This is a genomic window from Streptomyces sp. Wb2n-11 (genome assembly GCF_001049855.1).
Lineage (GTDB): Bacteria > Actinomycetota > Actinomycetes > Streptomycetales > Streptomycetaceae > Streptomyces > Streptomyces altiplanensis.
In genome coordinates, this window is record NZ_CVPB01000004.1 from 16,124 (window position 1) to 32,007 (window position 15,884).

Below are 15,884 nucleotides of genomic sequence, written 5' to 3' on the forward strand. Positions count from 1 at the left end.
GCCCACGTTCCGGCATGCTCACGTGACATCGGCCCGGCCATTCGGACCGCTGTGCGGTTCAGTGCGCCCGGCCCACTCCTAGGAGGATGCAAGTCGATGACGATGTCCACCGAGGAGAGCCTCTGGGCACGGTGCTTCCATCCAGCACCGGACAGCTCGGAACAGCTCTTCTGTTTCCCCCACGCGGGTGGCTCGGCGTCTTTCTACTTCCCGGTCTCCGCGCAGCTGGCCTCCGTGGCCGAGGTGTTCGCGGTCCAGTACCCCGGCCGTCAGGACCGGCGCAAAGAGACCAGCCCCGGCGATCTGGGAGTCCTGGCGGATCAGGTCTACGAGGCGTTGCGCAAGCAGCTCCGGGCCCGGCCCACCACGTTCTTCGGGCACAGCATGGGCGCGACGATCGCATTCGAGGTCGCGCGGCGATTCGAGGCCGACGGCGGTGAACTCTCCCATCTGTTCGCCTCGGGACGGCGTGCGCCGTCCCGCCACCGCGACGAGAACGTGCACACGCTCAGCGACGACGGCATCGTCGCGGAGCTGAAGCTGCTGTCCGGCACGAACACCGCGCTGCTCGGTGACGAGGAGATTTTGCGGATGATCCTCCCCGCGATCCGCAGCGACTACCAGGCCATCGAGACCTACCGCTGCAATCCGGACAGTACGGTGCGCGTTCCGATCTCGGCGCTGACCGGCGACAACGATCCCAAAACCACGCTGGATGAGGCGCAGGACTGGAGCCGCCACACCACGGGCGCCTTCGACCTGCAGGTCTTCCCCGGCGGGCACTTCTACCTGAGTGCGCAGGCTCCGGCGGTGATCGCGCTGTTGCGCAAGCACCTGTCCGCCGGGACGTGAGTGGCGCGTGAGCGGCCGGTCCTCGGACTGACCGGGGCGTGGTGTGACGGGTGTCGCCGGTGACCGGTTCCCCCTGGGTGACCGTCACCGCGAGACAGACGTGACGTCCGTCGTGCCCGTGACCAGGTGCGGGACCATGCCCACGCCCGTTGTGCCCATCGAGCTCCGTGCGGACTCCCTCTCGCCCGGCCACCCCGTTGCGCCTGGTCGTCCCGTGGCTCTCTCGCCGGGTCGGCCGGGTGCCGTGTCCGCGGCCCGGGAAGCGCCGCGCGCACCGGTGGCGGCACTCCGGCGCGCCCGAAGACGGCGCCTTCACGGCGCGACGACGATCGGCGGACAGCGGGCTTGATCAAGTTTGCGCCAGGTGACCGCCGCATTCCGGGCACGCTCGTGCGCTTTATGGTGCGGGTTTTTGTGATCATGTAATCTCACGCCCGTTAATCGTTTCAACTGCTTTTGCGGGATGGCGGAATGCGTCGACGAGTCACCGGACCGTTGCGTTCCCCGAAATGCGAGGAGACCTCGATGCCGGATCAGGCCGATCTCTCCGGTTTGTCCAGCACCCTGGTCGGCCGCAGTCATGAGCTGCGGGTGCTGGCCCGGCAGGCCGAGGCCGCGCGCTCCGGGCGCGCGGGGCTGGTCATCCTGTCCGGTCCCGCGGGCATCGGGAAAACCAGCCTGCTCCAGGCGTTCCTCAAGAGCGAAGCCTGCCGTGACATGACCGTGCTGCAAGGCTCCTGCGGCGAAGTCGTAGGGGAGGCCGGATACGGCGGCGTGCGTGAGCTGTTCGGTTCGCTGGGACTGAACGGTGCGGAAGCTGGACACTCCCCTCTGCTGCGCGGACCCGCCCGTCGCGCTCTGCCCGCGCTCATGTCCGGACAGTTCGACCGGGAGAACCCGAGCGCTTCCGCCGCCTACCCGGTGCTGCACGGGCTGTACTGGCTCGCGGCCAACCTGATGGTGGACCGCCCGCTCGTACTCGTGCTCGACGACGTGCACTGGTGCGACGAACGTTCCCTGGGCTGGGTGGACTTCCTGCTGCGGCGCGCGGAGGAACTTCCGCTGCTGGTGGTGCTCGCCCACCGCAGTGACGCCGAACCGGTCGCCCCCTCCGCGCTGGCCGACATCGCGGCACAGCGCCGTCCCACCGTGATGAGGCTGGCGCCGCTCAGCCGGTCCGCCGTCGGGGAGATGGCCCGGCAGCTCTTCCGGACGCCGGTCGATCCGGTTTTCGTCGAGCGCGCCGCCGCCGTCTCGGGCGGCAACCCCCTCACGCTCAGCCGGCTCCTGGGCGAGCTGCGCGCCGAGGGCGTGCAGCCGGACAGGGAAGGCGTGCGCAGGGTCGCCGAGGTGGGCGGCTCCGTGATCGCGTCCTCCGTGATCGCGTTGCTGGACAGCCAGCCCCTGTGGGTGCGTGAGGTGGCCAGGGCGATCGCGGTCCTGGGCGAGGAGACCCCCGAACTGGTCGGCATGCTCGCCGAGGTGCCCCCCGCGCTCGTCGCGGAAGGCATCGTCGCGCTGCGGCGCGCCGAGGTGCTGGCCGCGGACCGCGCGGACCTGGTGCACGACGTGGTCCGCTCGGCCGTGCTCGAACCCGTCGGCGCCGAGGCGCTGGCCGCGCTGCGCACCAGAGCCGCCCTGCTCTTGAGCGACGTGGGCCGGCCCGCCGAGGAAGTGGCGGGCCGGCTGATGCTGCTTCCCGCCGTGACGAAGCCCTGGATGCCGGCGGTGCTGCGTGAGGCTGCCACCCAGGCCGAGGGGCGCGGCGCTCCCGAGTCCGCGGTGCGCTATCTGCGCCGGGCGCTGGAGGCGGAACCGGACAGTGTGCCGCTGCGCATCCAGATGGCGGCGTCGCTCGCGGAGACCAATCCGGCGGACGCCATCCTGGTGCTGGAAGAGGCGCTGGGACTGGCCGCCGACGTACGGACCAGGGCCATGGCCGCCGTGCGGTACGGCATGGTCTGCCTGGCCGTCCAGCGGTCGCCCGAAGGTGTACGGGTCCTCGAGGCGGTCCTGGCGGAGCTGGAGGCCGAACTGGGGCCCCGGTCGGACCTGTCCGACCGTGAGCTGCACACACTCGTCGAGTCGACTCTGCTGATCGTCGGGTCGGACGAGAAGTCGACGGTCGCGGCGACTCTGGACCGGGCCGCGCTGCTGACCGCGCCCCCCGGAGACACGCCTGCCCAGCGCCAGATGCTCGCGATGATGACGGTGCTGTCCGCGATGGACGGCCGCTCGGCGGAGCAGACGGTCGAACAGGCCCGTTGCGCGCTCACTTCGCCCGGGGGCGAGCTGGAGACCTGGTCGTCGCTGGCCTCCTCCTTCGCCCTCAGCCTCGCCGACGAGGTCACCGGGGCGCTGTGCGCGCTGGACCGCACGCTGAAGCGCAGCCAGGACAACGCCGCCGTCTGGACCTTCGTACTCACCCTGTCCACCCGCGCTCTGGTGCTGCACGGCGCGGGCGCGTTCCCGGACGCGCTGGCCGACGCGCAGACCGCGGTCGAGATCATCGGGGCGGAGCCGTGGGGGAGCGGCAGCGCGCTGCCGCAGATCACCTTTGCGTCCCTGCTGGTCGAGCGCGGTGAGGCCGAACAGGCCGAGGCGGTGTTCCGCGGCATCAAACGCGCCGGTCTGGAGCAGTACGTCCTTCAGTACCACCTGAGTCTCATGGCGCAGGCCCGTGCCCGATGGGCGCTCGGTGACTGGGAGGCGTCCCTCGGCCTGTATCTCGAGTGCGGCCGGTCCCTCGAGGAATCCCGGTTCAGCAATCCGGTCTTCGTACCCTGGTGGTCCGAGGCGGCCTGCCTGCTTGCGGTGATGAACCGGGGGACGAAGCCAGGGACATGGTCGCGCACGGCACCGAGCTGGCCCAGCGCTGGGGTACCCCCCGCGCGCTCGGCCTCGCCGCGCTCGCCCGCGGGGTGATCGCTCCCGGTGGTACGGGCATCGAGACCCTCACCGAAGCGGTCGCCGCCCTGGCGGACTCGCCTGCCAGGGTGGAGCACGCCAAGGCCGAGTTCATACTCGGCCGCGCCCTGCTGAAGACGGGCGACCAGCGCGGCGCCCGAGAGCATCTGCGCACCGCCACCGACCTCGCACAGCGCTGCGGGGCACTGGCGCTCGGCGGGTCCGCCCGCAGGTTACTGGTCACCGCGGGCGGCAGGATGCGGAAGATGAGCGCCTCGCCCCTCGACATGCTGACCGGTATGGAACGCAGGGTGGCGGGCCTCGCCGCGGCCGGGGCCAGCAATCGTGCGATCGCGGAGGCCCTGTTCGTCACGGTACGTACCATCGAAACTCATCTGACTGGCGTATACCGCAAGCTGGGGGTCAGCGGGCGGACCGAACTCGGTTCCGTTCTGCGCACACCGGACATCCCCGACGGGCAGCGCCCCGGCCGGACATCCGAATCACGTTGGCGACGCTGAAACGAACAGGCGGGGCGGTACGTGTGACTGGCCGGACAAACGAGTATCCGACGGTGCGATCCCTGGAGCCCGCATACGGACCGGACAACCGCCGGGACGGCGTGAACGCGCCCGACCGGCGGCGTGTGCGGCCATGCCGTGCGCGGGACGCCCTGCTTCTCATGACCGTCCGGTACGCCCGCCCCGCCGGGCCGCGTCCGCTCTGCGCCCAGCCTCGCGAGGCCGCGAGTGGACGGGCCGGCCGCCTGGTCGGTCGACTCATGACATCGTTGCCTAAGCGGACGAGAGAGGTCTGTGAAGGCTGCCCGCACACCGCGCGGACGTCCCGGTTCCGGCCACTGACGCCGACCTGCCCACGGCCGGCGGACGCCACCGCGCCTCCGCGGGGAAGCACGCTCCCGGCCGCCGGACAGCACACCGCGGTCCGCACGGGGCGAGGACCCGGGAACCGCGAGGTCGCCGATCCGCTCTTCGAGGGCGGCCGCACCCTGCGGCCGCCACGGGGCGCTGCCCGCCGAAAGCTCCGTACCGCCGGGCGCCGGGAACTGCGCCTCGCGGTGGGGAAGATGAGAGATCGGCCGAGAGATGCTTCTTGAGCGGGAGAGGGAACTGGGCCGACTGGCGGCCGCGTTGAGTGCCGCCCGAGAGGGCGACTCCTCCGTGATCCTGTTGTCGGGACCACTCGGCATCGGCAGAACCGCACTGTTGCGTGAACTGCCCCGTGCCGTCTGCACCGCGGACGTGCGCGTACTGCGGGCGAATGCCGCGCCGATGGAGCGGGACTTCGTCTTCGGCGTGGTGCGACAGCTGCTCGACAGCCTGCTGTCCGGCGCGACGGAGACCGAACGCAACCGGTGGGCGCAGCGGTCCGACCGCGCGGGCCGGCTGATGTTCGGCGCCGTCGACCCGCCGACGGTTCACCCGCCGTCCGAGGCCGTGTTCGAGGAATGTCTGCACGGCCTGCGCTCCCTGCTGGCCGACGCCAGCGAGAACGCCCCGCTGCTGATCCTCGTCGACGACCTCCAGTGGGTGGACCTCCCCTCCTTGCGCTGGCTCGCCGACGTGGCCGGACGGCTGCGGGGACTTCGGGTGGTGCTCGTCTGTACGCTGCGGGACGGCGACGGGGAAACCGGTCACGTCCTGGTACCGCGGATCGCCTCCGCCGCCACGGAGACACTGCGCCTCGCGCCGCTGTCGCCCGACGCGACGCAGGCCATGATCCGCGAACGGTGCGACGCCGCCGGACACGAGGAGTACGTACGCGCCTGTCATGAAGTGAGCCGCGGCAACCCGCTGTTCCTGACATCACTTCTGCTGGACATGGAGGCACGGGGCCACCCCCCGACCGCCGAACACGCCGACCGCGTGCGGACGTTGCGGCCCGCGGGGCTCCGGGAGCGGCTGGCGAGCCATCTGCGGACCCGGCCACGGGCGGTACGCGACGTGGCGGTGGCGATCGCGGCCTTCGGTGGCCACGGAGATCCCGCGCTCATCAGGAAGCTCGCCGGACTGGACGCGCCCGGGTTCGGCGCTGCGCTGCGCGCGCTGCGCGAGGCGGGGCTGCTCGCCGACGCATTCCAGCCCCGCTTCATCCACCGCGTCGTGCAGGACGCCGTGGAATCCACCCTGTCAGTGGCCGAACGCGAGCGCAGGCACGCCGCCGCCGCGGACCTGCTGTACACCAACGGCCGCCCCGCGGAGCAGGTCGCCGACCACCTGATGGCCGTCACCGGCACCGTCCGCCCCTGGGCGGCGACGGTGCTGCGGGCCGCGGCGGAACACGCGATACGGCAGGGTGAGCCGGAGCGCGCCGCCTGCTATCTGCGCCGCGTGCTGCTCAGCCACCATGACCAGGGCGAGGCCCGGGCCGGGCTGCTGGTCGAACTGGCCATCGCGGAGAGCCGCTTCGACCACGAGGCATGCCGACGCCACATCGTGCAGGCCGTACCGCTGCTGACGACGCCGGAAGACCGGGCCGCCGCCGTCCTGCGGATACCGCCGCCCCTGCTCGGTGCGGTGCACTCCTCCTGCCCCGAACTGCTGCTCAGTGCCTCGGAAGGGCTGGGCCCGGCCGCCGAACGGGACGGCCCCGCGCGTGAGCTGGGACTGCGCCTGGAGGCCAGGCTGCGGCACTACGGGCACGAGAACCCGGGCGAGCTGGCCTCGGCCATAGAGCGGCTGCGCGGTCTGGGGGACGAGCCCGCGCTGGATTCCGCGGCCGAACGTGAACTGCTGGCCGTGCTGCTCTTCTCCGGAACGCTCACCGGCCGTCTGCCCGCGGCCGACGCGGCCCGCGCGGCCGGCCGGATCCTGGAGCGCGAGCCGGTCGTACCGGGCCGCGCGCACACGGTGCTTCCCCTGGTGGTGGCCACCTTGTTCGCCGCCGAGGCGGTGGACGTCGTGTCCTCCTGGCTGTCGTCCGAACACCAGAACCGGCGGCAGAACACGGCCGGCGCCGACGCGGTGCTCCTCTTCGCGGAGCGGGCGTTCGTCCTGGTCTCCCAGAGCAAACCCACCCTTGCCCGTGAGTACGTCGAGCGTGCCCTGGCGATGGCCGACGCGGACTGGCGCGAGGTGTCCACGATGATCCTGTCCTCCGTGGTGCTCGAACTGCGGGACCCGGCGCTCAGCGAGCAGGTGCTGGCCAGGGCAGGGCGGCGCAGGCTGGCAGGTCTGGCCCTGACCGCCTCGTTGCGGATCCTGCAGGCGTCGGTGGACGCCCAGCGGGGACTTCGGGCGCAGGCCCTGGAGAGCCTGCTGACGTGCGGCCGGCAACTGGGCGCATCGGGGTGGCAGAACTCGGCGCTCTTCCCGTGGCGTCCGCAGGCCATCGGTCTCTACCAGCGCCTCGGTGACTCCTCTTCCGCCCTGCGGCTCGCCGATGAGGAGCTCGTCTGGGCCAGGGCGTGGGGAGCGCCCGCGGCGCTGGGGCGCGCTCTGCGGCTGAAGGGCTGGCTCCAGGGCGCACAAGGCGTCCCCCTGCTGCGTGAAGCGGTCACCGTACTGCGCGATTCGTCCTTCGAGCTGGAACTCGCCAGGACCCTGGTGCTGCTGGGCCGGCAACTGGGCAGTGGCGCCGAGGCGGAGGCCGTACTGCGCGAGGCCGGCACCCTCGCGGCGGCCTGCGGCGCGCCATGGCTGGTCGAGCGGGCCGAGCACGGCCTGGGCGCGCCCGCGGAGCCGAGGACGGCGATCCTCACCCGCAGCGAGCGCAAGGTGATCACGCTGGTGAGCCGCGGGTTTACCAACCAGGAAATTGCGGATGAATTCGGAGTGAGTTCACGGGCCGTTGAGAAACATCTGACGAATTCCTATCGGAAGCTCGGCATCTCGGGCCGCCACGAGCTGGCGGACGCCCTTCCCGCGTAGGCTTCGACCCTTAACTGTTAACGGCGTGCTACAGAACGTCGCGGTAACTGTTTCGATCGATCACGCCCGCTGCATCGCTGTTAACCTCAAGGGAACCTCAAGTCGGACGGAATTGAGTGGAAGCCGTCAATCCGCCCCGGTCGGCGCCTCGGAACTTGCGGTGTCGGCGCGTTCACGGAGGACCGAACCATCCATGGTTCGGACCACAGCTTTAGCCGTGTGAACAAGGGTCTTGTTGACGTGTAACCATGCCACTACCTACTCTCCATTTAGTAATGGATAACCGTCGATGAGGGTGCATGAGGCTCGACCGGCGGCCTTATCCCACTCGCGCGAAAATGCTCAATATTCTCAATGAATCGGGGGACCTGAAAGGATGGCGGCCTCATGGCGATTGCTGTACCCACAGATTCGGCACAGAGCATCATAAGTGAACTCGAATCCGGCCAGAACGGATACGCGCACGCCCAGCGGTTCGACCAGTCGGGGCTGTGCATGGCCTCGCTCGACCCGACGTTAACCGTCCAGCAGGCGAACGAGGAGTTCTTCCGGTGGTTCGGCGACTCCTCGGCCGACGTCTGCGGCCGGAACTTCCGGGACCTGGTGCACCCCAGCGTCCAGCAGCCGCTGATGCGTCAGTTCTCCCGACTGGTAGAGGGCAAGCGCCAGCGGTTCGCCTCGCACGTGGTGGCCGTGGGACAGGAGGACTCCGCCTTCGCCGGAACGCTCACTGCCGCGGCCGTGAGCGGGGACACCCCCGATGTGGCAGCGATTCTGGTGCTCATGCGCTCCTCGGACGACTCGCAGGACGCAGGCGTAGTGACCCATCGCAAGAAGATCCTCTCCGAGATCGACGCGCGCATCCTCGAAGGCATAGCCGCAGGTCAATCCACCATCCCGCTGGCTTCCAGGCTCTACCTGAGCCGACAGGGCGTCGAGTACCACGTGACCGGTCTGCTCCGGAAGCTGCGGGTGCCGAACCGGGCAGCCCTGGTCTCCCGCGCCTACTCCATGGGCGTCCTCAACGTCGGTACCTGGCCGCCGAAGGTCGTCGAGGACTTCGTCAAGTAGCACCGCGGGCAGAGCCGGCCGCCAACGGCCCCGCTCGCCGCGGATCGCCACCGCAGGAACCCGCCGGACCGTGGGGAAGGACACCACGCCCCGGCGAGTTTCTGCGTTCTGTCCGCCACACCGACCTCTTCCCCGGGTGCGGCCTTTCGTCGGTATCCCTTGCGGGAACAGTTGGACGTTCAACGGCATCGCTTCCTTGTGGGACCGTTTACGCGTCTGCAGGCGCCTGCTTGCTGTGGAATTCGAAAGAACGCGCTCGGCGCATAAGGATGCGGTGAGGGGCAGGGGAAGGCAGCCATCCGTGTGCCTGTTGTTCCGTGTCGCTGGACTGCGGTAAAAGATTTCGCTTCGTCTGTTCACGCGCGCGTGTGATGGAGTGGGGGGTGAGGGCTCCCCGGTAACCTCGGCAATTGTGCCGGATGGCCAATTCTGGATGGCTGATGTCCGTATGGAATGGCCATCGAGTGGGTTTGGGCTTCCCCGCTTGTGGTTTTTCTGCCTGGTTCGACCGGTGCTTGCCGGAGGGGCGACGGAGGGTCCCGGCAGGTGATATTTCGCCCTGGATGGTGGTTGAACAGGGCGATGCAGAGAGATGTCCCGGCCTCTCGCGACGCGGGCCGCACTTTCTGTCGCGTCGCCCGGGGAACACGCGCGGATTTTTTCGCCGGAGCGCGGCTGAGTGCGCGCAGAGGTCCAGGTCGCCCTGTGCCTGTTCCACGATCTCCTCGACTCGACCGCGTTCTTCTGGGCCGCAGTCATGGCGGACAAGTAGTGAGCCCTTCCGATCGTGACCGGATCGGGTGATGGGTGCGGCCGTAACGGCGCGAAGCTCCCTGTCGTCGCGCGGAGTGCCAACTACCGTACATAACAGGGAGTTTCGATGGTCACTTATCGTGCCACGCCGAACGTGCCCTCCGACCTGGCTTCCTGGCTGGAGAACCTGATCACCGCCCGAAGGGATGAAGCCGAGGGCTCCTGGCGGATACTCACCCCCTGGGACCAGACGGTCCCGGCGCTGGTCCGGATGACCAAGGGCGACACCTTTGAGCAGCCCGGAAAGCACTTCGGCACCTCCACCGACACCGCCTGGCGCTACGTCGACGAAGCGGTTGAGGCCCTGGCCGCGCTCACCCCGACCCTGGAGCAGGTCCTCGCCGCCTCCGGCGAGCGGCGCCGTCCGCTGCTGGACGGCACCCTGATCCCGGCCTGGCGCCGCACCACTGTGGCCACCGGGCAGAACCCGGACCCGCTCTACAGCGGCAAGCACCGCGACCACGGCGTGAACGTCCAGGCCCTGGCGGCACCCGAGGGCGAGCTGGTCCTCCTGGGCGGGGCCCGGCCCGGCTCCACCCACGACCTGACCGCCGCCCGCGCCGACGGCATCGTCGAAGCGGTCACCGCAGCCGACGTGGAGACCACCGCCGATTCCGGCTACCAGGGAGCCGGCGGCACCGTCCGCACTCCGATCAAGCACCCCAGGGGAAAGGGACACAACGGCTGGGAACGGCAGGCCGACTCCGCGCTCGCCAAGCCGCGGGCGGCAGCCGAGCACCCCCTCGCCCAGCTCAAGCGGTGGCGCGTCCTCGACCGTCTCCGCATCAGCCCGAACAAAGCCACGGGAATCACGCACGCAGTGAGGTCTTCTCGGCAACGTGACGGTTGCGGTGTGTGACGGGGCGCGGGTGCCCGCTCGCGGCCTAGTTCTGCGGTGCCAGGGTGCGTAGGACGCAGAACTCGTTGCCCTCGGGGTCTGCCATGACCATCCAGTTTCGGTCTGAGCCCTGGCCTACATCCGTCTTGGTGGCGCCGAGGCCCAGCAATCTGGTCACCTCGTCCTCGGTGCTGCCGTCGATCGGGCTGACGTCGAGGTGAAGCCGGTTCTTCACGTTCTTGCCCCCGGGCACCTGGATGAACAGCAGGGTGGGCGGCATCTGTCGGGCCCGAACACCCTCGACGGTCGGTACCCAGGAGCCGATCTCGACCTTGCCCTCACTCCGGTCGATCACCTTGAAGTCCAGGACCTCACACCAGAAGGCCGCGAGCCTCTCCGGCTCGTGGCAGTCAACGGCCAACTCGGTGAACCTACTTGTCACGGCTCTCCCAGATAGTGCGGACGGGGCTCAGAGTATTGGCTATGCCGCCCGTCCGACGCATCCGAGATCTTCCTGACTAGAGACATCAAACAGGATTGACCCAGCATCAGATGCACGAGAAGCCCCTGGTAGGAACAGGACTGCGAAGAACAGGTTCCGGGTACCGAAAAGCTTTACGCGTTGACCAGTATCACCTACACCGGCGTGCTCGATGCCAGCCGGGCCACTGCCGAGGCCTTCACGAAGCTGCTGCTCGAACACCGCGAGCGTCTCAGGACCCGCAAGGGCACCCGCGCCCTGGGGCCGTTCAAACAAAGCGCGTTGATCCTGCGCCGGTTCCTGGACGGTAACCGGCTGACTCAACTCACCCGCGACAACCGGGTCTCCGTCCCGACGGCCTACCGCTACCTCCACGAAGGGCTGACCGTGCTCGCCGACCACGCCCCGGACCTGTCCACCGCACCGGAGCGCGCAGCCGCGGCCGGCTTTACACACCTCAACCTCGACGGCACCGTCATCCGTACCGATCGCGTCACCGCTCCCGGCCCGAACAAGGCCGACCTGTGGTTGGTCGGGCAAGCACAAGCACCACGGCGGCAACGTCCAGGTCATTTCCGCACCCGACGGTTGGCCGCTCTGGGTCTCGCCGGTCCGGCCGGCCGCGAGCACGACACCACCTGCGCCCGCACCCACGGCCTGATCGCCGCCCTGAACCGGCTCGCCGACACCCTCAACATCCCCACCCTGACCGACCTCGGCTACCAGAACGCCGGGGCCGGCCTCCGCTACCCGGTCAAAAGACCCAAGGGCGGCGAACTCACCGACGACGCCAAGGCGCTCAACTCCGTCAACCGAGGCGTCCACGGCGTGGCCGAACGTGCCAACGCCCTGCTCAAGGTGACCTTCAAGGCTCTGCGCAGGGTCAGCCTTGATCCCAAGGCGATCACCCGGATCACCCGTGCCGCCCTCGTCCTGCTCCAGATGGAACACGGCCGCACCACCTGAACGAAGATCACGAACCGTCACGAGACGTTACCGAGAAGGGCCCAGTCTTCGTTGTCAACCGCCAACAATCTTCACTCGCCCGACGGTAGATCGGAAATGCTCAGTAATCCTGCTTCAGGCTCACCAACTGGGCGCCGGACGCGTTCGTGTCCTCGCACAGCTCCGGGAACAGCTCCCCAGGGCCACGGAGAACCAGCCTTAGCAATACACGGCCGTAGCCGAGAGAGCAAAGATCAGGGCGAGAACCGCACAGATCCTGGACCACGAACGGGGCGGGTTCCTCAGCATGGGAACGATCGCCAGGATGCACGTCGGCACAGCCGCCACACTGATAAGCAGGAGCAGGCTCATCAAAGGTGTCGGCATTGCGTCCCCTCCTCCTGATACGGTTTCGCGGACATGCCAAGCCGCGTGGTTCTTCCCGTCTCCCGCGCCATGTGTTTCCCCATGGCTGGGCAAGTCACCTGGTGCCGTGGGGCTGACACGAAGATGATCGGGACTGTAAATCGTTCGGTGTAACTCCCGATCATGGAGGATGCACCGATGACCAGCGTCAACGTGACCGAGGCCGAGACCGTCGAGCCATCTGAGGCGGTGCCGTCGAAATCTATGGACGACCGGCTGATCGACGAACTCGTGGCCGGGCTCAGGCCGAGGACCTGCAGCTGACTGGCGAGGGCGGACTGCTCCAGCAGCTGACCAGACGGCTCCTGGAGTCCGCTCTCGAGGGCGAGATCACCGACCACTTCGGCCATGACAGACACGATCCCGCCGGGAAGAACAGCGGCAATGCCCATTCGGCATCCGGCAGTTCATGGCGACGAATCACGACACCATGCTCCACCAACGAACGATTACTTGAAGACGGACCCCAGCCCGAATGGGGTATCGCCGCGGTGAGCCCCGGGCGCGGCAGGATCACGACAGGACATTGATCTTGCCTGGGGTGATTGGGCCGCTGGTTTCTTACGGGCGTGAGATACACGGCAGAACCGTGTCGACAGCGAGCGCCAGGAGCAGGTGCTCGAGCAGAACGGCGGTGGTTGGCTCTCGCGCTTGCGCACCCGAGTCGGGCAAGTCTCCCGCCGGCGGCGCGGGCCTGCCCAAGGCGATCTTGGACAGGCCCGCGTTGATGACGCTGACTGTGGGTTGCATACTGCGGTCCGTACGTCGATCCCCCTCAGGGGGTACGGCCGTTCCGGCCAACGGTGTCGCTGCCTGACGGCCCATCGGCCGTGCCGGGCGGAGGAGGTGGTGAGCTAAACATCGCTTTTCAGATCATCTGGGTCGATGATCCGAATATTCAGCCGTTTAGTCTCTCTTGTCACCCGCCAAACACTCTCTTGCAACGTCCGGCAAGAGGAACGGGTTCGACATGGCTGAGTGGAAGCAGATCTCCGGGTCACTGAAAGCGATCGACGCCGGGTCCAGGACCAGCGTGTGGGGTGTCAATTCCAACGACGCGATCTACAGCTACACCAACAACGACACCAAGGCGTGGGTGTCTGTTCCCGGGGGCCTGAGCGACATCGGTGTCGGGATCGACGGCACGGTATGGGGAGTCAACTCCGGCGGGAACATCTACCGGTACACCGGGGACCAGAGTTCCACACACTGGGTGCAGATCAGTGGTTCGCTGTCCCGGATCTCCGCAGGCTCCCGGACCAACGTGTGGGGCGTGAACTCCGGCGGCGGGATCTACCGCTACACCAACAACGACACCAGCCCCTGGGTGAACATCCCCGGCTCCCTCAGCGACATCAGCGCCGCGGCAGACGGCACCGTGTGGGGCGTCAACCGCAACGGCGACATCTACCGCTACACCGGAGACCAGAGCTCCACGAACTGGCTCAAGATCAGCGGCTCGCTGACTCGGATCGCTGTCGGCTCCCGGACCAACGTGTGGGGCGTGAACTCCGGCGGCGGGATCTACCGCTACACCAACAACGACACCAGCCCCTGGGTGAGCATCCCCGGCTCCCTCAGCGACATCGGTGCCGCGGCCGACGGTACCGTCTGGGGCGTCAACTCCGGCGGCAACATCTACCGCTACACCGGGGACCAGCCCAGCTGACCCGGCATCCTCCTCCACGCAAGCGGCGGGGCCCCGGCAACAGTGATGCTGCCGGAGCCCCGCCTCCCTGCCCCGTCCAGCAGGTGCACAAGCAGCCCGCCACCGCGCGTCGGCATGACGGCCTGGGCGGTGCGCATCACCATTCTGATCGGCATGGCCCGGAGTGGGTTCCTCAAGGGGTAGGTACTGGTGACCTTCAGGGCTGGTCCGCCAACGGCCTTCTGGTAGTTCGACGCCTTGCCTTGCGAATCGTTCCTGCGGTGGATGTCCGCGTCCATGCGGGTGAGCCACGGCTGTTGGGCGCCTGCGGTGGCAAGCGGGCCGGCAGAACGCGGGGGTGATCAAGAACCTGCTACGCGGCTTCGGTGCACTCTCCCTCACCCTCGTCCCGCTCCTGGGATCCACACCCGCCCAGGCCGCCCAGGCCGCTCACAGGCTGCGGATTGCCGAGGTGACCACGCTCGCCGACGCCGTCGCCCTGGTGCAGCTCAACGAAGAGGACCGCACCGGCTACACCCGCTCGTCCTTCCGGCACTGGAACTCCGGCGACCTCGCCGACGGGTGCAACACCCGCAACGAGGTTCTGCCGGCCGAAGCGACCGCGGCCCCACCGTGGGATCCGGGCGCAAGCTGACCGGCGGCAGGTGGCTGTCCTACTACGACAACCAGGAGGTCACCGACCCCGGCGCCCTGGACATCGACCACATGGTTCCCCTGGCCGAAGCCTGGGACTCCGGTGCCTACGCCTGGACGGCCGTCGGGCGAGAGGCATACGCGAACGGCCAGGGCGCGGCCGCCTCGCTGGTCGCGGTGACCGCCCGCACGAACCGGCAGAAAGCCGACCGGGATCCGGCCCAGTGGATGCGGCCGGCCCCAGATGCCCACTGCCGGTACGTGGGCGAGTGGGTGGACACCAGGCTCCGCTGGTAGCTCACCGCCGACACCACGGAAATGGACGCGATGAAGGTCCTTGCCGAAGGCCCCTGCGAAGACACCGTGGTCCAGTACACCCCGGTCGCGTAACAGCGCCCGCCGGCTGTTGGGCGCCGCCGCGGTCGCACCGCGCTTCCCGCCCGGGCCACCAAGTTCCCCGGCAGTTCTCGACCGCTGTTCCAACATCACTGAGAAGGACGTTCCCCATGAGCCGAGGCTGGATCGTCGTAGACGGGCGGAACGACTTCTGTGAAGGAGGCAGCGTTCCCGTGGCGGGCGGCGCACAGATCGCGATGAAAATCGCCGAACTGGTGGAGCGGACCGCGGGCCGCGACTACCAGTACGTCGTCGCCACCCGTGGCCATCACATCGACCCGGGAAGCCACTTCTCCGAGAGCCCGGACTTCAAGGACAGCTTTCCCGTCCACCGCGTCGTCGGAGACGAAGGTGGCGAGTTCCACGCTCACTTCGCGCCCGCCGTAGCCGGTGGCAAGGTCGGCGCCGTCTTCTTCAAATGAGCCCACAGCTCCTCCAAGAGCGGTTTCGAAGGCGCCGACGCGGAAGGGGCCTCTCTCGCGGACTGGCTGCGCGCCCGTGGGGTGGAGGACGTCGACGTGGTGGGTATCGCCACGAACCACTGCGTACGTGCCACCGCGCTGGACGCCGTGAAGGCCGGCTTCCGCGCACACGTACGCCTGGATTACTCGGTCGGTGTTGCCCCGGACACGACCACCGCAGCCGTGGACGACTTCCACCAGGCGGGCATCGCAGTATCCGGTGAGGCCCCCGTACCGCAGTAGCCGCCGCATCAGCCCGGAGCGAAACCAGGGCCGAATGACGGAAACTCGTGTTGTCGAGAACCGACACCACGACGCACCCCTGTGGGCCCGGGGCCCTTCAGCCAGCCGAGCTGGCGGGGAGCGGAAAAGCCAGCCGCCTTGAGGACACCGGCCCCAGGCAGCCGGGGGCCGGGCCACCTGACTGAGCATGGCCGGTGGTCCGGTTGGACAGGGAGGGGGCTGCCGGGTACATCCGGGTGACGGTGGAGGAAGCCTCGTG

Annotated in this window: 8 protein-coding genes and 4 pseudogenes; 11 read left to right on the top strand and 1 reads right to left on the bottom strand. The window is 68.6% G+C overall.

Features of this window, described 5'->3' with window-relative positions; all coding sequences use genetic code 11:
• Positions 1-96 precede the first annotated feature (96 nt).
• From BN1555_RS35545 to BN1555_RS35565, 6 genes are all read left to right on the top strand, one after another.
• Entirely contained in the window at positions 97-852 is a 756-nt protein-coding gene (locus tag BN1555_RS35545) for a thioesterase II family protein (protein ID WP_093804096.1), read from the top strand.
• A 525-nt stretch (positions 853-1,377) separates the two neighbouring features.
• Positions 1,378-3,777: an ATP-binding protein gene (locus tag BN1555_RS35550; RefSeq protein WP_255306521.1), complete on the top strand. Its 2,400-nt coding sequence runs from the start codon at positions 1,378-1,380 to the stop codon at positions 3,775-3,777.
• On the top strand, positions 3,696-4,280 hold the full coding sequence (locus BN1555_RS41085) for a helix-turn-helix transcriptional regulator (RefSeq protein WP_255306522.1): 585 nt from the start codon (positions 3,696-3,698) through the stop codon (positions 4,278-4,280). The genes BN1555_RS35550 and BN1555_RS41085 overlap by 82 nt, the downstream gene beginning before the upstream one ends.
• Positions 4,281-4,865: 585 nt before the next feature.
• Positions 4,866-7,649, top strand: coding sequence for a helix-turn-helix transcriptional regulator (locus tag BN1555_RS35555; RefSeq protein ID WP_093804097.1), 2,784 nt, complete (start codon positions 4,866-4,868; stop codon positions 7,647-7,649).
• A 387-nt stretch (positions 7,650-8,036) separates the two neighbouring features.
• Positions 8,037-8,720: a PAS domain-containing protein gene (locus tag BN1555_RS35560; protein ID WP_093804098.1), complete on the top strand. Its 684-nt coding sequence runs from the start codon at positions 8,037-8,039 to the stop codon at positions 8,718-8,720.
• A gap of 880 nt (positions 8,721-9,600) precedes the next feature.
• On the top strand, positions 9,601-10,392 hold the full coding sequence (locus tag BN1555_RS35565) for a transposase family protein (RefSeq protein WP_093804099.1): 792 nt from the start codon (positions 9,601-9,603) through the stop codon (positions 10,390-10,392).
• Positions 10,393-10,417: 25 nt separating this feature from the next.
• Here BN1555_RS35565 and BN1555_RS35570 read toward each other — a convergent pair whose 3' ends face one another.
• Positions 10,418-10,813, bottom strand: coding sequence for a VOC family protein (locus BN1555_RS35570; RefSeq protein WP_093804100.1), 396 nt, complete (start codon positions 10,811-10,813; stop codon positions 10,418-10,420).
• Positions 10,814-10,993: 180 nt separating this feature from the next.
• Between BN1555_RS35570 and BN1555_RS35575 the strand changes: the two are divergent.
• The 5 genes and pseudogenes from BN1555_RS35575 (at position 10,994) to BN1555_RS35605 (ending at position 15,625) form a co-directional block, all read left to right on the top strand.
• Positions 10,994-11,818 (top strand): annotated as a pseudogene (locus BN1555_RS35575) (transposase family protein).
• 609 nt (positions 11,819-12,427) lie between these two features.
• Positions 12,428-12,588, top strand: a pseudogene (locus BN1555_RS41090) (IS256 family transposase); the annotation flags it as partial.
• A 605-nt stretch (positions 12,589-13,193) separates the two neighbouring features.
• Complete coding sequence (locus BN1555_RS35590) at positions 13,194-13,892, top strand: tectonin domain-containing protein (protein ID WP_093804102.1); 699 nt, start codon at positions 13,194-13,196, stop codon at positions 13,890-13,892.
• A 337-nt stretch (positions 13,893-14,229) separates the two neighbouring features.
• Positions 14,230-14,915, top strand: a pseudogene (locus BN1555_RS35600) (DUF1524 domain-containing protein).
• 116 nt (positions 14,916-15,031) lie between these two features.
• Positions 15,032-15,625, top strand: a pseudogene (locus tag BN1555_RS35605) (isochorismatase family protein).
• Positions 15,626-15,884 lie beyond the last annotated feature (259 nt).